This is a genomic window from uncultured Flavobacterium sp. (assembly GCF_963925415.1).
In the GTDB taxonomy this organism is placed as follows: Bacteria; Bacteroidota; Bacteroidia; order Flavobacteriales; family Flavobacteriaceae; genus Flavobacterium.
The window spans coordinates 1-19362 of the sequence record NZ_CAWUTS010000118.1; the positions used below are offsets into that span (position 1 = coordinate 1).

Here is a 19362-nt window from a genome sequence, read left to right on the forward strand (position 1 = left end):
GAGAAGTTTATTACATTCGTGTTTATAGCGCAACAGCTGTTCCATTACAAACAACAACGTTTAATGTTTGTGTAAGTGTACCACCACCACCCCCATCAAACGACAGTTGTGCGACTCCTTTAATAGCCCAAGTAAATCAAGGTAATAGTTGTACTTTATTTGTGCCTGGCACCATAACAAGTGCAACAGCATCTCCAGAGCCAAATACGTGTGGAGGTACTGATGATGATGATGTTTGGTTTCAGTTTACAGCTACAAATTCAACACATATTATTTCATTAAATAACATTATAGGTACAACTACTGATTTAAATTTTGCTTTATATTCAGGAGCAACTTGTGGAGCATTAACAGAAGTAGCGTGTAACTTACCCAATACCGGAACTATTGCAGGATTAGCGCCAGGGACTTTATATTTAATTCGTGTTTACTCTGCAACAGCTACAATTGGACAATATAGTAATTTTGATTTATGTATAGGCTCACCGCCTGTTTCATTAGATAACACAACATATACGGTTCAACAATTAATTACGGATGTTTTAATTGACTCTCCTTGTGCTCAAGTAACAAATATTACATGGAAGACAGGGAATACAAATAACTTTGGATCTACAGATGGGATTGCTTATTTTCAAGAAAATGCACCAGGAATTTTACCATTTCCAAATGGCTTAGTCATGACATCAGGTAATGCAATGCGTTCATCAGGACCTAATAATTCAAATTTAAGTGATGGAAATGCGGCATGGACAGGAGATGCTGATTTAGAAGCTATTATTTTAGCGGCTACAGGGCAAACAATGAATTCAAGAAATGCAACTGTAATAGAATTTGACTTTATTCCACTAACTCCAACAATAAGTTTTGACTTTATGTTTGCATCTGAGGAGTATGGTACTTTTCAATGTGCTTATTCAGATTCATTTGCCTTTTTACTTACAGATGTTGTAGCATCAACAACAACTAATTTAGCAATTATTCCAACGACCGTAACCCCAATTTCTGTTGTAACAGTAAGAGATGCTTTATATAATACAGGATGTACTTCGGTTAATTCAGAGTATTTTGATGTTTATAATGGAGGGGCAAATATCCCAACGGCAGCAACTAATTATAATGGGCAAACAGTTCAATTTACAGCATCATCAACGGTTACACCATTATCACAATATCATATTAAAATGGTTATTGCTGACAGAGGAGATAATGCCTATGACTCTGCCGTATTTTTAAAAGCAGGAAGTTTTGATATTGGAAATGTAGATTTAGGAGACGATTTTCTTCAAGCAACAAATACAGCTTTGTGTTTTGGAGAAAATTATATAATTTCAAGCGGTTTAGACCCTGCATTATATACTTTTACATGGTCGGATTTAAATGGAATTATTGCCGGGGAAACAGGGGCAAATTATACAGCTACTTCTCAAGGAGAATATTTTATTACGGCTCAATATACGGGAACGACTTGTCAAGCAACCGATAGTTTAATTATAGAATATTATAATGAAATTATTATTGGTGCACCAAATGATTTGTTTATTTGTGACACTTCAGGCTATGGAACATTTGATTTAACACAAAATAATTCTAATGTATTAAATGGATTAAACCCATCCGATTATAATGTTAATTTTTATTTAACTCAGTCATTTTCTGATGCAGGAATTTTTGAAATAACAAACCCTTCAGCTTATTCAAATGAAGTACAAAATCTTCAAACCATATATGTAAGAGTTGAAAACATTAATGAAGGGTGTTTTAAATTAGAAGAATTTAACTTGGTTATACAAGATTTAACACCCCAATTTACTATAACACCTGACTTCAACATTTGTGAAAACGCTACGGGAACAATTTTGATAACGCCAATAGATTTTATTGATTCTGATGTGACTTACAGTTGGACATTAGACAGCGCACCATTACCAGACACTACGGGGTCAATTTCTGTAACACAAGGAGGTACTTACACGGTTGTTGTTGATAGAAACGGCTGTTCTACGAGTATGAGCACTGTTGTTACGATTACAACTTCACCTGTTTCTGATGTTTTATCAGACCAAGTTTTGTGTGATTCAAGTCCATATGTTTTACCTGTTTTAAGTTTGGGCAATAGTTATTACACCGGATCAAACGCAACGGGCAGTATGTTAAATGCTGGAGATGCAATCAGCAGCACACAAATGCTTTATATATTTAGTGGCACAGCCCCAAATTGTTTTGATGAATCTAGTTTTACAGTTACGATAGTTGCTACACCTGTTGTTGCTACACCATCCGACGTTAGTTCATGTGACAGTTATGTTTTACCTGTTTTAAGTTCGGGCAATAGTTATTACACCGGATCAAACGCAACGGGCAGTATGTTAAATGCTGGAGATGTAATCAGTTCAACACAAATGCTTTATGTGTACGCACAAAGTGGCAGCAGCCCAAACTGTACAGCAGAGTCTAGTTTTACAATTACGATTGTTGCTACGCCTGTTTCTGATGTTTTATCAGATCAAGTACGCTGTGCTTTTGATTTTTACACGTTACCTGTTTTAAGTTCGGGCAATAGTTATTACACCGGATCAAACGCAACGGGCAGTATGTTAAATGCTGGAGATGCAATCAGCAGCACACAAATGCTTTATGTGTACGCACAAAGCGGCAGCAGCCCAAACTGTACAGACGAGTCTAGTTTTATGGTAACGTATGTTGATTTACCAGTTGTTTCCTTAACCGGAGAGTGTACTAATAATGATTATACCATTACCGCTACAATTAACAGCACAGAGTCAGTAACATATCAGTGGTCTAATTCATCAGGAGTAATACCGGGTGCATCAGGCGCTACATTAGTTGTAACGCAAGACGGCAATTATAGTTGTACGGTTAGTTTATCCTCATCTTTAGGCTGTTCATCCGAGGTAGAAGTTTTTGCTGCCGATGGCACTTTATGTACCATTCAAAAAGGAATTTCTCCAAACAACGATGGTTTAAATGATCATTTTAACTTAATTGGTTTAAATGTTAAACAGCTTTCTATTTATAACCGTTACGGTCTTAAGGTTTACAATTATGCGAACTATACCAATCAGTGGCATGGTCAAACTAATAAGGGAGATGAGCTACCAACAGGAACGTATTATTTTGTTATAGAACGCGATAATGTTGAAGCAAAATCAGGTTGGATATATATCAATAGAGATAAATAAAAAGAGAGTTAGAGCTTGCTTTATTCTTTTATAAAGCAAGTTTTTTTCTAAAAAAAACAAAAAACAACAAAAATGAAAAAACTATATTTTACACTATTCTTGGTATTTTTTATAGCAACAAACGACCTTAGTGCGCAGCAAGACCCCCATTATACACAGTATATGTATAATATGAATGTGATTAATCCGGCTTATGCGGGTAGTAAGGACAACCTATCTATAGGTTTGTTATACAGAAAGCAATGGATAAACATTGAGGGAGCGCCTACCACAATAAGCATGTCAGGGCACAGTCCAGCAGGCAAGAACGTAGGGATTGGTTTATCGGTTATCTCAGATCAGATAGGTCCTGTTTCTGAAAAAAATGCGTATGCAGATTTTTCATATACTTTAAATTTAGGAGGCGAACACCGTTTGGCATTTGGATTAAAAGCCGGAGCTACGTTTCACAGTGTAGATTTGTTTTCACAGATATATAATACCTTGCCCGACCCAAATGATGGTGCATTTGCACAAGATGCTAGCAATGCTTATTTGAATATGGGAACAGGATTGTTTTACTATACCAACAAATACTATTTAGCTTTTTCGATTCCAAACATGTTAAAAGGAACTCATTTAGATTTTAATGGTGTTCAATATGGCAACGATGTCTCGCATTATTTTTTAACAGGGGGTTATGTTTTTGACATCAATCAAAACGTAAAGTTTAAGCCCTTTTTTATGTTAAAGTCATCTTTAAATGTGGCCCCTTCATTAGATTTATCAACAAACTTTTTATTTAATGAAAAGTTTGAAGTAGGAGCAAGCTACCGACTACAAGACAGTTTTGGAGCAATGGTTAATTATGCTATTTCGCCTAATGTAAGATTAGGTTATGCATACGACCACATTGTATCTGATTTAAACATAACAACACCATCTTCTCATGAAGTTATTTTGTTGTTTGATTTAAACTTTCCTAGAAAAGTTTCACGTTCATCACGATATTTTTAATATAAAAGCCATAACGACATGAAAAATATATATATCACCTTAAGTTTTGTAATCGCAAGCACATTGTTGGTAAGCGCACAAAACAAAGACACCAAATCAGCCGACAAGCTGTATAAAAAATTTGAATACGTAGATGCGGCTGTAGCCTATCAAAAACTGATCGATAACAATCAATCCGACGCTTATGTTTACAAACAAACAGCAGAGAGTTACTACTATGCTTTTAATGTAAAAGCAGCAGTAAAAGCATATGCGCAGGCCATAGAATCAGCAGAACAAGATGCAGAAATTTATTACCATTATTCACAAATGCTACGTGCATCTGGAGATGCCCAACAGGCCAACAAGCAAATGCAACAATTTGCCCTTATGAATCCAAGTGATGATAGAGCAAAAGCCTTTATATCAGATCCAAACTATTTAACAAATTTAGAGGCGCAAAAAAAGCGTTATGACATTTATCCATCAGAAATAAGCAGCGACAAATCAGATTTTGGTGCAGTGCTTACCAACGACAACGAAGTTTATTTTGCTAGTGCAAGAAACGAGTCTGGAAAAACATATGGTTGGAATGAGCAGCCTTATTTAGATTTATATAAAGCGATTTATAATGCAAACGGAACCTTAAGTGAGGCGACTTTAGTTGAGGGGGTAAACACAAAATGGCATGATGGCCCGGCTACATTAAGCTCAGATGGTAATACGATGTATTATGCAAGTGAGAGTTTTAATGATAAATCATTTGAAAAAGACAAAGTAAACAAATTAAAGTTTGGTCAGGTAAGTTTGTATAAAGCAACAAAATCAGAAGGCAAATGGGCCAATATAAAATCACTGCCTTTTAACAGCGGTTCATACTCAACGAGTAACCCTTCATTGAGTAAAGACGGTAAAACATTATATTTTTCATCAAACATGCCAGGCACAATAGGAGGCACCGACATTTGGAAAGTAAGTGTTGATGCAGATCAGTATGGTGTTCCTGAGAATCTTGGAGAAAGCGTAAATACTTCTGGCGATGAGAGTTTTCCTTTTATAAGTGATCAGAATGTGTTATTCTTTTCATCAGCAGGTAAGCAAGGATTTGGAGGGTTAGATGTTTTTCAAATTGATTTAAACAAAAATAATTCTGCTCAAAACCTTGGAAAACCAGTAAATTCAGAAAGAGATGATTTTTCATTTACATACAACGTATCTCAAAAGGTAGGATTCTTTTCGAGCAATAGAGATGGCACAGACAACATATTTAAAGCAGACCCAGTTTGCGGTGTTTTGTTAGCCTCTATGGTAAAAAATGCAGACAACGGCAATTTATTGTCAGATGCTACAGTAGTACTTTTAAACAAGTCAAATACGATCGTTTCTACCAAAACAACAGACACAAGTGCCCAAGCAAGTTTTGAGGTAAACTGTCAGGAAGCTTATAGTTTACAAATTTCAAAAGAAGGATTTGAGCCAACTGTTTTTGCAGTAAACCCAACAAGTGATTCAGAAGTGATGGCTCATGTAGTTTTAGTGCCAATTAAGCCAATTATTACAGAAAAGGAAGTGATTCTAGATCCTATTTATTTTGAGTTCAACAAGAGCAACATAACAGAGCAAGGCGCATTAGAGCTTGATAAATTGGTAGGGGTTATGAATGAATATCCAGAGATGGTTATTTTTGCAAAATCACATACCGATAGCAGAGGATTAGATAGTTATAACCTAAGTTTATCTGACAAAAGAGCAAAGGCTACTGTTCTCTATATTGTTTCAAAAGGAATAGCATCAGATCGAATTACCGGACAAGGTTTTGGAGAATCTGAGCCTATGGTAGTTTGTGCAGAAGGATGTACAAAAGAAGAATATGCACAAAACAGACGTTCAGAATTTATGATTGTAAAGAAATAAGAAAAAAAAGTGTAATGCCAAGCGCAACACCAATAAAAAACACCCCCTAATTTACACTAAATTAGGGGGTGTTTTTGTAAAATAACGGTTGGGAAATTTATTTTGTTTTTTTTACGTATTGTGTTAAAATAACGATATGTTGGTTTTCAACCCTGCCTTCAATATGATTAGCATTGTCCCAAACTAATTTAATGTTGTGAACAGCAGCTCCACGTTTTGCAATAAAATTTGCTCCTTTTACGTCTAAATCTTTTATTAAAACTACCGAATCACCATCCAGTAAAACATTGCCGTTACTGTCTTTGTGAATAACTTTATCTTCATCTTCATCATCATCAGCTTCACCAGTTGCTTTTGCCCATTCTAACGCATCTTGGTCAAGGTACATCATTTCTAACGCATCTGTGTTTTTTAAACGGTTAAGCATGCGCCAAGACACAATTTGAACTGCTTGGTTTTCATTCCACATACTGTCACTTAAGCCTCTCCAATCATTAGGATTAGTGGTGTTGGCATTTTCAATTTGTTCTTTTAATTTTTGTGTAATTAAAATATAATTTTCAGGAATATCTTCTGTTTTAGGTTCCACTAAATAAGCCACCAAGTTTTCATCATTTCCGCTAATTTCACATTTAGAATTACTTCTATCTTTAAGTCTTTTTTCGGTAACTATATTCATTTTTTTTATTTTAAATTATAGGGTATTAATACTTGGCAAATATAAAGCGATAAATTTAATTTCGTCCTTTTTCATTTGGATACAAATCGGGCAATGTATCACTTTGCCAGTATTGCTTAGAATCAATATCTAAAATAGTTAGTCGTCCCAGAAATGCAGCTCCCGTATCTATATTCCAAATACATGCTTTATTTGTGGGAATTGTTTGATTAATTTTTGTAGTTGGAGTGTGGCCTATATATATTTCTTTATATATTTTTAATCTTTCAGGATACATTTCACTATCAAAAGAAATAGCTGGGTCTAAAGCAAGAGCTAATTCCCACAAGGATCTATCCCAATAAAAAAGGGGTTTAAAAAACTCAAAATCAACACCTTTTAGATTTGTAAATCCAGCATGAATAAGCAATCTGTTTTTAGAATCAAGATGATAAGGTTTTAGTTTTTTAAGAAATTCAATATGAATTTGTTTGGTTTCAGGGTCAATTTTAGCGTAGGCTTCTATTGTAGATTTTCCGCCGTGATTAAACCATTCTTCTTTATAGGAGTTAGTTTGAAGGTAACTTAACAATAAATCATCGTGATTTCCTCTTATAAAAACACAGTTTTGTTTTTCCTTTAACTCTATTAAATAATCTATAACTTGCGGCGATTCGCTCCAACCATCTACATAGTCTCCTAAAAAAATTAACGTGTCTTTTGGTTTTATAGGTGCTTTTTTTAAAACCTGAACTAAAGCTTTTAATCCACCATGTATGTCACCAACAACATAAGTCTTATTCATTTTTATTGTATTTCATTTTTCTCAAAACTCGTAAAGCTTCTTTAAAAGCAATGTAAACTTCCGAATTTTTATGTGATTTTAAAACTAATTTAGCATCAATTAACTTTTGTTTGGCATCTTCAAAACCATTTAAATAACAAATCATTAATACAGAAGGAATTGTGGTAATATCTTTTTTTTCTTGCAAACTTAACGAAGTTTCGTGAACCATTTTTTGAATTAATGCCAAAGTTGCATTATAAATATGATACAACATTTTACGATTATATTGTGGTGGTTCAAATAAAAATTCGGTATCCATTTTATAATACCCATTGTCATAAAAAGTAATTTTTACTTGCTCCAAAGGATAATAACTGGTTTTGTCATTTAGGCCTAGTTTTATGTATTCGGTTATTGTAAAAGAGTCTTTGTCAAATTGGATTGTAATTTCGTCTAAAGTGGAATAAAACAATTTCACTTGTTCGTTCATCAATTCAATATCTACTCTGGAATAGTATGTTTTATCTTTTTTTATCTTTTTTATTCCAGCCCAACAAACTACAAAAAGCTCCTTAAATACTTTAAATTCTGACGGCAAATCTTTATGAGAATTGTTTATAAAAAACAAAACACTTTCTAAAGTATGTTCAATACTATTTCTTGAATTGTTTTCAATACTAATAACCGTTTCGGTATTAATTTTTGAAAAAGCAACTTTCTCTTCTGTTGGCATGGTATTACTTCCAATTCTAATGAATATTGAATGAGCCAGTATGGTGTAAATATTTTTTTTAAACTTTGAAACTTTCCCATTGGACTTAATAGTTACCAGGCCCACAACTTTATCAAAAGGAAGGTCTGGAAAAGGAACATTCTCATATTGAATTTTGGGAGGGTTTTCTAAATAGGCATTAACCAAATTTTGAATGCGGCTGTCATCAAAAAAATCATCTCCAACAATTTCATTGGTTTCATCTTCAACACCCACCACTATAAAAGATGAATTTGTAGGATTAGAATTAGATAAAGCACAAATATGTTTCAAAAATTTTGCTTTTCCTTCTTTGGTATGCAAATTTAATTGACGCTTTTTGTCATAAAAACTGTTTTCATCATTGTGAGCAAGTAAGTTTTTTATAAGTAAGCGCTTGTTAATCATTCTTTTTTATTTTCAGTCAGAAATAGTATGCGTAATTCATTTGCTATTAATGTTATACGAATTACGGCACATCACATCCTTGGCTTTCGATCCAAATGGCAAACCAATCTTCTAAATCTAATTTTATTTCCAATGCTTTGTTTAACCCAGAAATGCGATCGATATTAGCTGTTCCTATAACAGGAATTATGTTTGAAGGATGTTGCAAAATCCAAGATAATAATATAATATCTAAGGAAACTTCATATTTGATTATTAAATTGGATATTAATTTATTTAACCGTCTGGTTTGCTCGGTGTCTTCTTTAAACATAGATCCTAATGGGTTCCATGCTAAAGGAATAATGTTATTTGATAGCATAAAATCTAAACTCCCATTTAACATTGCATCAATATGGGTTGCCGAAAACTGAATTTGATTGAAATCAACCGCGACACTTTTTTGAAGTAATTCAGTTTGAGAACGGTTAAAATTAGAAACCCCAAAAGACCTTATTTGCCCCCTAGATTTTAATTGATCTATAGCTTTAGCTACTTCATCAACTTGCATTAATGGGCTTGGTCTGTGTAACAAAAAGACATCCAAATAATCTGTTTGTAAATTTCGCAACGAATTTTCAGCGCTCCATATGATATATTCAGCACTGTAATCATAATGTTTTATTTTGTAATCTCTGTTGTCTGTAATAAGTTTTATGCCACATTTTGAAATCAATTGAATTGATTCTCTATCAATGTTAGAATCGGAAAAAGCACTCCCAAAAGCAGCTTCTGTAGTATAGCCGCCATATATATCTGCGTGATCAAAAGTTGTAATATTTTGGGCTAACAAGGTATTAATAAGTGTAATCATTTCTTGGGCATTTAGGTTCTTATGCCAAACACCCCAATTCATTACTCCAGCTACAATTGGTGAAAGTTGTAAAGTCATATTATAGTAATAATTTAATTTTTTTCTTAAAAGTATAAAACTAAATCATAATTCATTCACAATAAAGCACATTTCAAAATATTTTTAACTCATTGTTAACAATATATAACTGTTTTTTTTTTCAATTTTGGAACATTAAAAATTAAAACCTTTATTTAGCAATAATTTACAAAGAAAATGGAAGAAAACACAATGACTTTGGACATAAGAGCCATCAATGAAAAGATTGAAAAAGAAAGTGCTTTTATTGATTTACTTATCATGGAGATGAATAAAACGATTGTGGGTCAAAAACACATGATAGAACGATTGTTAATTGGTCTTTTAGGTCAAGGACATATTTTATTAGAAGGAGTTCCGGGTTTAGCAAAAACGTTAGCCATTAACACTTTAGCTCAAGCAGTGGAAGGAAGTTTTAGTAGAATTCAGTTTACACCAGATTTGTTACCTGCAGATGTTGTAGGGACAATGATTTACAACATGAAAGATAATGCTTTTTCAATAAAAAAAGGACCCATTTTTGCCAACTTTGTATTAGCTGATGAGATTAACCGTGCACCTGCAAAAGTACAATCTGCTTTGCTTGAAGCGATGCAAGAAAAACAAGTTACCATTGGCGATACAACCTTTAAATTAGACAGGCCATTTTTTGTATTAGCAACACAAAACCCAGTGGAGCAAGAAGGAACATACCCATTACCAGAAGCGCAAGTAGATCGTTTTATGCTTAAGACCGTTATTGATTATCCAAAAATGGAAGATGAGCGAATAATTATGAAGCAGAGTTTAATGGGTAATTACGAAAAGATAAACCCCGTAATTTCTGTTGAACAGATAAACAGAGCTCAACAAGCAGTGAAAGAAGTTTATATGGATGAAAAAATAGAAAAATATATTTTAGATATCATTTTTGCTACTCGTTATCCAGAAAAGTATAAATTAGAAAGTTTAAAGGCATTAATCAGCTTTGGAGCTTCACCTCGTGGAAGCATCAATTTAGCCATGGCATCAAAATGTTATGCGTTTATCAAACGAAGAGGTTATGTAATTCCAGAAGATGTTCGTGCTGTGGTTCATGATGTATTGCGACACAGAATAGGATTAACATATGAAGCTGAAGCAGAAAACATTACATCTGTTGATATTATCAATAAAATAATTAATGAAATTGAAGTGCCTTAATCACAAATAGTTTTAAGCCATTACGCCCTAATTAGCTAATGCCCTTTTTGCCTAGATAAAAATGGATACAAAAGAAATACTAAAAAAAGTACGCAAAATAGAAATTAAGACTCGAAGATTGAGTGACCATATCTTTTCGGGAGAATATCATACGTCATTTAAAGGCCGTGGAATGACGTTTTCAGAAGTAAGACAATATCAATTTGGCGATGACGTTAGAAGCATCGATTGGAATGTAACTGCAAAATACAATGAACCATATGTAAAGGTTTTTGAAGAAGAACGTGAACTTAACATGATGTTGATGGTGGACTGTAGTGGTTCAGAAAGTTTTGGAACTAAAAATCAATTAAAAAAAGATGTTATTGCAGAAATTGCAGCAACATTGGCTTTTTCAGCAACAAATAATAATGACAAAATAGGATTGATTTTGTTTTCAGATGAAATAGAATTGTTTATTCCGCCAAAAAAAGGCAAATTTCACGTGTTGCGTATTATAAGAGAATTAATTGAGTTTGAACCAAAAAGTAAAAAAACCGACTTGTCTCAAGCTTTAAAATTCTTGTCCAGTATCATGAAGAAAAAAGCAATTGTTTTTGTAATTTCAGACTTTATGGTAAAAGACTATGAATCAACTTTAAAAATTGTTTCCAAAAAGCACGACATAGCAGGTATAAGAGTCTTTGATCAGCGCGAAGAGCATATTCCAAATATAGGTTTAGTTCAAATGCTCGATGCTGAAACAGGTGAGTTGATGTATGTAAATACAAATTCAAAAAAATTAAGATTGGACTACGAAATTAACCATAAAGAAAACGTTGATTATTTCAAAACTACTTTTTCAAAATCAGGAGCAGGAACAATACATTCGAGAGTAGATGAAAATTATGTAAAAAAATTATTAAGCTACTTTAAAGCCAGATAATAATTTGAGCGTATTGAGAGAATAACATTTAGATTTTATAATTAACAAATGATACAAAGATTATACATACTGTTTCTATTTATAACAACCCTTGGTTTTTCACAATCATTGACTTCCTCGGTAGATTCAACTCAAATAAAAATAGGTTCGCAACTCCATTTAATTTTAAAAGCAAAAGTGAGTTTGCAAGACCATGTTGTTTTTCCAGAACGAAAAGTAATGGGTCAATTGGAAGTGTTAGAATCGTATCCTATAGATACCCTAAAAAATAACGACAAGCTAGAATTGATAAAAAAATATGGATTAACCCAATTTGATTCGGGGGTCTATAAAATTCCAAGTATTGCCGTTCGTATTAATGGTAAAGAATATTTTTCTGATTCATCATCGGTTATCATCAACAATGTAAAAGTTGATACGATTGCACAACCTATGTTTGATATTAAACCTATTTTTATAGTCAAAAAACCAGCAAGTGATTGGTGGAAATATGTTTTGTTTGCTTTGTTTGTTATGGGTCTTGGATTTTTGGCATATTATTTAATTCAAAAAGTTCAGAAGCACAAAAAAGAAGAAATTTTAACTTACGCATCACCTATTGAAAAAGCATTAGCATACGCTGATGGATTAGAAAAAAAGAATCTTTGGCAAAACGGAAACGTAAAACAATATTACTCAGAATTAACAGACATTGCTCGGGTTTACATTGAAGAAGCATTATCTATTCCGGCCATGGAAAGCACTTCAAACGAATTATTTAAAGCTCTGCGAACTGAAACAGGAAAGAGAAAAATTAAAATAAGTCCATCTCTATTAAATCAATTTAACCTGGTTTTAAAGAATTCAGATTTAGTAAAATTTGCCAAATCACAACCAATAGCCTCTGAAATTGAAGAAAGTAAAAATGTAGTAAACGAATTTTTAGTTTCAATTGATAAAGGAACTCCAAGAACACAAGAAGAAGTTGAAAACTTATTTGTGGAAGAAATAAAACAAAAAAAGGCAAAAAAAGGAAAAGCAAAACGAATTATTATATCGGTTGCGATAGCAGCTTTATTTGTGCTGTTATCTGTTCTTTTTTTTATTGGAACTATAGGCTATGATTATTTAAAAGACAATTATATTGGACACAGCTCAAAAGAATTATTAGAAACAGAATGGATAACTTCAGAATATGGAGACCCTGCTATAAAAATAGAAACACCAAGAGTGTTGAAAAGAATAATAGATGAACGTGTTCAACAAAACTTGCCTTTGAATGTAAAATCATTAAGCAGGTTTACATATGGCAGTTTAATTGATGTTTTTTCAATAACGATTAATGCAACTACTTTTAAAGATTCTGTAGCTCTTGATAAAGATTTAGCATTAGAAACAGATATTAAATATTTAGAATCTATTGGAGCAAAAAACATGTTTATTAAAACAGATGATTATATTCCTACAAAAGAATTAACAGGCAAAAAGGCATTTGGAACTTTTACTGCAGTTGACCCTTTAGACGCTAAAGAATATAAAATGGCTTTTGAAATTGTAGTTTTTGCCCAATCAAATTCAGCACAAGAATTTCTGTTAATTTATAAAGATGGAGATAAAGATGCAGAAAAATTAATGGAACGGGTAAGAAACTCAATAGAACTTAAAAAGAGTAAGCTATGATGGAAAATATAACGTTTTTAAATCCAATTTTTTTCTGGCTTTTTCTAACTATACCACTGGCTATTTTTTGGCATATATATAATAAAAATAATAGAGATGCTAGTTTAAAGATAAGTACAACCAAATCATTTAAAAATCATTACTCTATATTGTCAAAAATAAAACCCCTGTTGTTTTATTTGCGATTAGTAGTTTTAACATTAATAATATTGGCTTTAGCAAGGCCGAGAACAGTTGATGTTTCAGTAAAACAAAGATCAACAAGCGGTATTGACATAGTTATGGCGATAGATGTTTCGGGAAGCATGTTGGCTAAAGATTTAAAACCAAATCGATTAGAAGCATTAAAAAAAGTAGCTTCAAAATTTGCTATTGATAGAGTAAATGACAGAATAGGAATTGTAGTTTACGCAGGCGAAAGTTATACAAAAACACCTGTTACATCAGATGCATTAATTGTGCAGCAAGCCATTAAGTCAATAGCATATGATGACTCTATTATTCAAGACGGAACAGGAATAGGCGTAGGATTAGCCACAGCCGTAAATAGATTGAGAGAAAGCAAAGCAAAAAGCAGAATCATTATATTATTAACCGATGGGGTAAATAATTCGGGAACAATTGATCCAAGAATGGCTGCTGACATTGCAAAAAAATATGGAATAAAAGTATATACTATCGGAATTGGAACAAACGGAAGAGCTTTATTTCCGTATGCAAAAGACGCAAATGGAAAATTCTTATATCAAATGATGGATGTAGAAATTGACCAAGGTTTAATGAAAGAAATTGCCAAAAAAACAGATGGAATATATTACAGAGCCACAAGCAATGAAAAATTAGAAGCCATTTATGACAACATAAATAAATTAGAAAAAACCGAAATAAAAGAAAAAAAGTTTACCAATTATAACGAATTATTTAAACCATTACTATTGATATCATTTCTTTTGTTGTTGATTGAAATAGTATGCAGAAACACAATCTTAAGAGGATTTATATAAAATGTATCAACTAGAAGAATCAAAATATTTGTATTTATTGCTGATAGTGCCTGTTTTGGTATTGTTTTTCATTTTTCATTTTTATTGGAAAACAAAAAAGCAAAAGGAATTTGGAGATTTAGAATTAGTAAAAAAATTAATTCCACAATATTCTGGATTTAAGTCAAGTCTAAAGTTTTTATTAATGATTTTAGGCCTGAGTGCTTTAATTATCGCTATTACCAATCCTAGAATAGGAACAAAAATGGAAACCATCAAGCGAGAAGGTATAGATATCGTTTTTGCATTAGATGTTTCTAAAAGTATGTTGGCTGAAGATATAGCACCAAACAGATTAGAAAAGGCCAAACAAATTATTAATCAAATTATTAATAATTTACAAGGTGATAGAATTGGGTTAATAGCTTATGCAGGGAGTGCTTATCCTATATTACCCATGACATCTGATTACAGCATTGGAAAAATGTATTTGCAAAACGCCAATACAGACATGCTATCTTCTCAAGGCACAGCTTTAGATCAAGCGATAAGTCAGGCTGTAAACTTTTTTGATGACGACCAACAAAGTAAGTTATTAATTTTAATTTCAGATGGGGAAGATCACGGAAATGACGCCAATGAAGCTTTAGAATTGGCAAAAGGCAAAGGAATTAAAATAGTAACTATAAGTGTAGGAAGCTTAAAAGGAGGAAATATTCCTATAAAAGAAAACGGAAAAACTGTTGGATACAAAAAAGATTCAAGTGGAGAAACGGTTTTAACTAAAATGAACCTCGTATCCTTAAAAGCAATTGCAGCAGCCAGTAACGGAAAATATTTAGACGGAAACAACACCAAATCTGTTGTAGATAATTTACAAACAGTTTTAGGGTCTATTGAAAAAAACGAGTCAGAGACACAACAAATTGCGGAATTTAAAACACAGTACCAATGGTTTTTAGGCTTGACATTCGTTTTGTTATTTATAGATTTGTTGCTGTTTGAAAGAAAAACAGCTTGGTTTACTAAATTAAATTTATTTAAAGAAAATAACAATGTATAAACTAGTTATATATATACTATTAATAATTTCTTCGTGGGTTTCTGCACAAGAAGATCATAAAGCTTTGTTCAAAGGCAACGAATCTTTTAATGGAAAAAAATACACACTATCAGAAACAAACTATAGAGTTTCTGCATCAACAGATACAAGTGTAAAATCGGCGTCTAATTATAATTTAGGCAACAGTATTTATAGGCTAAACCAACCCGGTGAAGCTAAATTTAAATTTCTTGAAGCTTCAACAACAGCAACTACTAAAAAAGAAAAACATCAAGCTTTTCATAACTTAGGAAACAGTTTAATGCTCGAAAAAAACTATCAAGCAGCTGTAGAAGCTTATAAAAACGCCTTGCGCAACAATCCTAATGATGAACAAACGCGATACAATTATGCATTAGCTAAAAAAATGTTAAAAGAAAACCCACCCAAGTCAGGAGGAGGAGATGACAAGGATAAAAATAAAGACAAAGACAATAAAAAGGATCCAGAAAAAAAAGATCAAGATCAAAACAAACAAAATAAAGACGGCGACAAAGAAGAAAAAGGAAACCAAAAACCTCAAGGAGCCGACAAACAAAAAATTGAAAACATATTAGAAGCGGTAAATAATGCCGAAAAGAAAATTCAGGACAAACTAAATGCTAAAAAAGAAAAAGGCGTTCGAATTCAAACGGATAAAGACTGGTAGTTTAAGGCAAGTCTAATTTTGAACAATTTCACCAACTAAGCATTCTTAACACAATAAAGTTTTCGTTGACACGAAAAAATAATAATGAAAAAGATTTTTTTACTCATAGCGTTTTTTATCCAGCTTATTGTTGTTGCTCAAGATGTAAAATTTGAGGCAAGAACCAATAAAAGCACGGTTGCTTTAAATGAAAAATTTGTACTTTCTTATTCTATAAATAATGATGGGGATAACTTTGTGCCTCCTTCTTTTGATGATTTTAGTGTAGAAGGGCCTTACATAAATAAAGGCAATCAAAGTTCGATTACGGTAATAAATGGGAAAATGACCAGCAAAAGAGAAATTTTTACTCAGTTGAACTATTATCTTACGCCAAAAGGAAAAGGAACTTTCAAAATTCAACCTGCAAAAATAGAATATGAAGGAAAAATATATCAATCCAATGCTGTTGTTGTAAATGTTTCAAATGCTATGCCCGTTAATGTTGATCCCAATGACCCTTTAGCTCAGGTGGGAGATGGCGTGTATTTAGTGGCCGAAATATCAAAACAAAACCCATTTGTAAACGAACCCATTACCGTGGTGTATAAAGTTTATTTTGATCCAAGATACGGAGTCAATAATGTAACTGAAATAGAAAACCCAACCTATAATGGTTTTTGGAGTCAGTTTCAAGACATGAAAAATCTTAAAGCAGTTTTGTCTAAATATAATGGCAAAGATTACGCAATGGTTGAATGGCGAAAAGTAATTTTATATCCATTAGAGTCAGGTAGTAAGCCATTAGAGCCATTAAGCATTAAAATGGACGTAAACATACCAATAAGAAGAACATCTCCCTTTGAAGACCCCTATAAAACGGTTGTTAAAACCATTTCTGCTGGGTCACGAACGATAACCGTTAAACCTTTGCCAGAAACAAATAAACCCAAAACCTTTACAGGAGCAGTAGGTGATTTTTCATTTAAAATTATTCCATCAAAAAAAGAAGTTAAACTTGGAGAATCATTAGATTTAACTGTAGAAGTTTCAGGTAAAGGAAATTTAAAATTATTTGAACTTCCTAAACTAGATCTGCCTTCTTCATTTGATGTTTTTGAGCCAAAACATAACGAAGATGTAAAAACACCGTTGTCTGGCATGGCAGGAAAAATATCAGATACATATACAATAGTTCCTCAAGCTAACGGAAAATTTCAGATAAAATCTTTGGAATTTTCATATTTTGATTTGAAATCAAAAACCTATAAAACCATTACTTCAAATGAATTTATTGTAGATGTAATAGGCGGCGAACCTTCAGTTGCAATTGTATCAAATGAAAAAGAAAAACAAGAAGTTTCTAAATTAAAAAGCTTTCAATTCATAAGTAGAAAAACTAATTTTGAGCCTGTAAATAAAACAGAGCCTTTTGGATCAAAGCTTTATTATTCTTTGTTACTATTGCCCTTGTGTTTTATACCAATTTTATTTATCATAAAACGCAAAAGCGATGAATATGTAAGCGACGAACATGGAAATAGAATTCGATTAAATAATAAATTAGCCAAAAGATATTTAGGGGAAGCAAAAAAACAATTGGGAAATAAAGTATCCTTTTATTTAGCAATTGAGAAAGCTTTACATAATTTCTTAAAAGCGAAATTGAATATTGAAACCTTAGAGATGGATAAAGAAAACATTGAAGCGCTATTGCTTTCTAAAAACGCCAAACAAGAAACAGTTCATAATTTTATCGGCTTAATGAAATCTGCTGAGTTTGCTCGATATGCCCCTTCATCTGATGACACAATGAAAATGGATTTTGAAAAAGCGGTTGAACATATTGCAGAATTAGAGAAAGAATTAACGCAAACAAAAGCAGTTTAATAGCATAAAAATGAAACACATAATATACATATTTTTATTACTTGCACAATTTTCACATGGGCAAAGTACTGAGGCTACTTCGTACAAAGTATTTAAAATTGCTAATGAAATGTATAAAAATGCTGATTATGAAAATGCCATTCAAAAATACGATTATATTGAAAAAAGTTTAAAACAAGAATCAGCAGATTTGTATTTTAATTTGGGAAATTGCTATTTTAAATTAAACAAAATTGCACCTTCTATTTATTATTATGAAAAAGCATTATTGTTAAAGCCCGAAGATAAAAGCATTAAAACAAACTTGGTTTTTGCCAAAAAACGAACAATTGATGATATAAAAGTTATAGAGCCTTTGGGTTTTTTAAAATTAAAAAACACACTAACTTCTGTATTTTTAGTTCAAACCTGGACTTGGTTGAGTGTTGTTTTTTCGGTTTTATCGTTATTCTTTTTTACTTTATTTATTTTTAATGAGACACCAATTATTAAACGAATATCTTTTGTTTCTATTTTTGTTGCTTTGTTTTTTGTAATAGTTTGTTTTTTATCGGCTAATTTTTTAACTAATTACATCAAGAACGATAAACCGGCCATAATTTTTGATGAATTTGTCGAAGTTAAAGCAGAACCTAAAGAGGATGCTGACAAAACCTTTACTTTGCATGAAGGCACTAAAGTGTTTGTAAAAGAAACATTAGATAACTACACGCGTATTAAATTAACTGATAACACAGAAGGTTGGATTTTGAGCCGCTCAATAAAGCAAGTTAGATAGAATTTAGATGATACTATTTAGTATTTGGTGTATCAAAATTTATCGAATACCATTGCTCAATTTTGGGATAAATTATTCCGGCTATTTGTTTTACTACAGGGTATAAAGTAGAGTTATTTAATTGTTCTTTTGATGCAATACGATTGTTTGTGTTGATTTTCTCAAAAATTAAAATTAAAACACTTAAAACCAATAGGGTCTTAATTACACTAAAAAGGCCTCCAACTAATTTGTTTAGCCAACCTAAAAATGCAAAATCAGCAATTTTAGTCAATAATTTAGCAGATAAATGAATCAATAATATAACGGCAATAAAAGTTAGAGCAAAAGCAGTAATTTCAATATATTTTGCATCCCAAGAAACATTCTTTTCTACATATGCTTTAAGATAATCCGAAAATTTTAGAGCAACAAAAATCCCAGCCAATAGAGCAATTAAGGAAGCCAACTCAATAAAAAGGCCGTTTTTTACTCCTTTATACAAAGCATAACATAGTAACACACCAAACAAAACATCAATAAAACTCATAAAAAATAAATAGTTTAAAGAATAAAGATAATAGAATTTTACTAAAACTAATATCATCT

16 protein-coding genes are annotated in these 19362 nt (G+C 32.1%); 11 read left to right on the plus strand and 5 right to left on the minus strand.

All coding sequences use genetic code 11. From position 1 onward, the window contains the following. The 3 genes from AABM47_RS09330 to AABM47_RS09340 all read left to right on the plus strand — a co-directional run. On the plus strand, nucleotides 1-3203 hold a 3203-nt coding region (locus AABM47_RS09330), incomplete at its 5' end, for a choice-of-anchor L domain-containing protein (RefSeq protein ID WP_338410656.1). A gap of 72 nt (nucleotides 3204-3275) precedes the next feature. Continuing rightward, entirely contained in the window at nucleotides 3276-4199 is a 924-nt protein-coding gene (locus AABM47_RS09335; RefSeq protein ID WP_338410657.1) for a type IX secretion system membrane protein PorP/SprF, read from the plus strand. An 18-nt stretch (nucleotides 4200-4217) separates the two neighbouring features. Next, the gene (locus AABM47_RS09340; RefSeq protein WP_338410658.1) at nucleotides 4218-6092 is read left to right on the plus strand and encodes an OmpA family protein; all 1875 of its coding nucleotides are present in this window, start codon (nucleotides 4218-4220) and stop codon (nucleotides 6090-6092) included. Between the two features lie 97 nt (nucleotides 6093-6189). Here the strand turns inward: AABM47_RS09340 and AABM47_RS09345 are convergent, their stop codons facing one another. The 4 genes from AABM47_RS09345 to AABM47_RS09360 form a co-directional block, all read right to left on the minus strand. Beyond that, nucleotides 6190-6771, minus strand: a complete 582-nt coding sequence (locus AABM47_RS09345; RefSeq protein ID WP_338410659.1) for a PhnA domain-containing protein — start codon at nucleotides 6769-6771, stop codon at nucleotides 6190-6192. 55 nt (nucleotides 6772-6826) lie between these two features. After that, nucleotides 6827-7555: a metallophosphoesterase family protein gene (locus tag AABM47_RS09350; RefSeq protein WP_338410660.1), complete on the minus strand. Its 729-nt coding sequence runs from the start codon at nucleotides 7553-7555 to the stop codon at nucleotides 6827-6829. Then, nucleotides 7548-8696 carry an ATP-binding protein gene (locus tag AABM47_RS09355; protein WP_338410661.1) on the minus strand — a complete coding sequence of 383 codons (1149 nt, stop codon included), beginning with the start codon at nucleotides 8694-8696 and terminating at the stop codon, nucleotides 7548-7550. Before AABM47_RS09355 ends, AABM47_RS09350 begins: the two co-directional genes overlap by 8 nt. Before the next feature lie 61 nt (nucleotides 8697-8757). Next, complete coding sequence (locus AABM47_RS09360; protein ID WP_338410662.1) at nucleotides 8758-9627, minus strand: aldo/keto reductase; 870 nt, start codon at nucleotides 9625-9627, stop codon at nucleotides 8758-8760. A gap of 177 nt (nucleotides 9628-9804) precedes the next feature. Between AABM47_RS09360 and AABM47_RS09365 the strand changes: the two genes are divergently transcribed. The 8 genes from AABM47_RS09365 (at nucleotide 9805) to AABM47_RS09400 (ending at nucleotide 18774) form a co-directional block, all read left to right on the plus strand. Continuing rightward, complete coding sequence (locus AABM47_RS09365; RefSeq protein WP_338410663.1) at nucleotides 9805-10809, plus strand: MoxR family ATPase; 1005 nt, start codon at nucleotides 9805-9807, stop codon at nucleotides 10807-10809. A gap of 61 nt (nucleotides 10810-10870) precedes the next feature. Continuing rightward, nucleotides 10871-11734 (plus strand): DUF58 domain-containing protein, encoded by an 864-nt coding sequence (locus AABM47_RS09370; protein ID WP_338410664.1) that lies wholly within the window; start codon nucleotides 10871-10873, stop codon nucleotides 11732-11734. 48 nt (nucleotides 11735-11782) lie between these two features. Continuing rightward, nucleotides 11783-13393 carry a hypothetical protein gene (locus tag AABM47_RS09375; RefSeq protein WP_338410665.1) on the plus strand — a complete coding sequence of 537 codons (1611 nt, stop codon included), beginning with the start codon at nucleotides 11783-11785 and terminating at the stop codon, nucleotides 13391-13393. Next, nucleotides 13393-14397 (plus strand): VWA domain-containing protein, encoded by a 1005-nt coding sequence (locus AABM47_RS09380; protein ID WP_338410684.1) that lies wholly within the window; start codon nucleotides 13393-13395, stop codon nucleotides 14395-14397. Before AABM47_RS09375 ends, AABM47_RS09380 begins: the two co-directional genes overlap by 1 nt. A 1-nt stretch (nucleotide 14398) precedes the next feature. Then, complete coding sequence (locus AABM47_RS09385; RefSeq protein ID WP_338410666.1) at nucleotides 14399-15439, plus strand: VWA domain-containing protein; 1041 nt, start codon at nucleotides 14399-14401, stop codon at nucleotides 15437-15439. Next, nucleotides 15432-16127: a tetratricopeptide repeat protein gene (locus AABM47_RS09390; RefSeq protein ID WP_338410667.1), complete on the plus strand. Its 696-nt coding sequence runs from the start codon at nucleotides 15432-15434 to the stop codon at nucleotides 16125-16127. Before AABM47_RS09385 ends, AABM47_RS09390 begins: the two co-directional genes overlap by 8 nt. Nucleotides 16128-16211: 84 nt before the next feature. Continuing rightward, entirely contained in the window at nucleotides 16212-17996 is a 1785-nt protein-coding gene (locus tag AABM47_RS09395) for a BatD family protein (RefSeq protein WP_338410668.1), read from the plus strand. Nucleotides 17997-18006: 10 nt separating this feature from the next. After that, a complete protein-coding gene (locus AABM47_RS09400) occupies nucleotides 18007-18774 on the plus strand; it encodes a tetratricopeptide repeat protein (protein WP_338410669.1) in 768 nt (255 codons plus the stop codon). 13 nt (nucleotides 18775-18787) lie between these two features. On the opposite strand, the gene AABM47_RS09405 is transcribed toward AABM47_RS09400, so the two are convergent. Beyond that, on the minus strand, nucleotides 18788-19303 hold the full coding sequence (locus AABM47_RS09405; protein WP_338410670.1) for a CvpA family protein: 516 nt from the start codon (nucleotides 19301-19303) through the stop codon (nucleotides 18788-18790). Nucleotides 19304-19362 lie beyond the last annotated feature (59 nt).

Bases quoted from the DNA above. Each gene is read 5' to 3' on its own strand.
- AABM47_RS09335 (WP_338410657.1), top strand. From the start codon at position 3,276: ATGAAAAAACTATATTTTACACTATTCTTGGTATTTTTTATAGCAACA.
- AABM47_RS09400 (WP_338410669.1), top strand. From the start codon at position 18,007: ATGAAACACATAATATACATATTTTTATTACTTGCACAATTTTCACAT.
- AABM47_RS09405 (WP_338410670.1), bottom strand. From the start codon at position 19,303: ATGAGTTTTATTGATGTTTTGTTTGGTGTGTTACTATGTTATGCTTTG.
- AABM47_RS09375 (WP_338410665.1), top strand. From the start codon at position 11,783: ATGATACAAAGATTATACATACTGTTTCTATTTATAACAACCCTTGGT.
- AABM47_RS09395 (WP_338410668.1), top strand. From the start codon at position 16,212: ATGAAAAAGATTTTTTTACTCATAGCGTTTTTTATCCAGCTTATTGTT.
- AABM47_RS09360 (WP_338410662.1), bottom strand. From the start codon at position 9,627: ATGACTTTACAACTTTCACCAATTGTAGCTGGAGTAATGAATTGGGGT.
- AABM47_RS09390 (WP_338410667.1), top strand. From the start codon at position 15,432: ATGTATAAACTAGTTATATATATACTATTAATAATTTCTTCGTGGGTT.
- AABM47_RS09350 (WP_338410660.1), bottom strand. From the start codon at position 7,555: ATGAATAAGACTTATGTTGTTGGTGACATACATGGTGGATTAAAAGCT.
- AABM47_RS09365 (WP_338410663.1), top strand. From the start codon at position 9,805: ATGGAAGAAAACACAATGACTTTGGACATAAGAGCCATCAATGAAAAG.
- AABM47_RS09385 (WP_338410666.1), top strand. From the start codon at position 14,399: ATGTATCAACTAGAAGAATCAAAATATTTGTATTTATTGCTGATAGTG.
- AABM47_RS09380 (WP_338410684.1), top strand. From the start codon at position 13,393: ATGGAAAATATAACGTTTTTAAATCCAATTTTTTTCTGGCTTTTTCTA.
- AABM47_RS09370 (WP_338410664.1), top strand. From the start codon at position 10,871: ATGGATACAAAAGAAATACTAAAAAAAGTACGCAAAATAGAAATTAAG.
- AABM47_RS09355 (WP_338410661.1), bottom strand. From the start codon at position 8,696: ATGATTAACAAGCGCTTACTTATAAAAAACTTACTTGCTCACAATGAT.
- AABM47_RS09345 (WP_338410659.1), bottom strand. From the start codon at position 6,771: ATGAATATAGTTACCGAAAAAAGACTTAAAGATAGAAGTAATTCTAAA.
- AABM47_RS09340 (WP_338410658.1), top strand. From the start codon at position 4,218: ATGAAAAATATATATATCACCTTAAGTTTTGTAATCGCAAGCACATTG.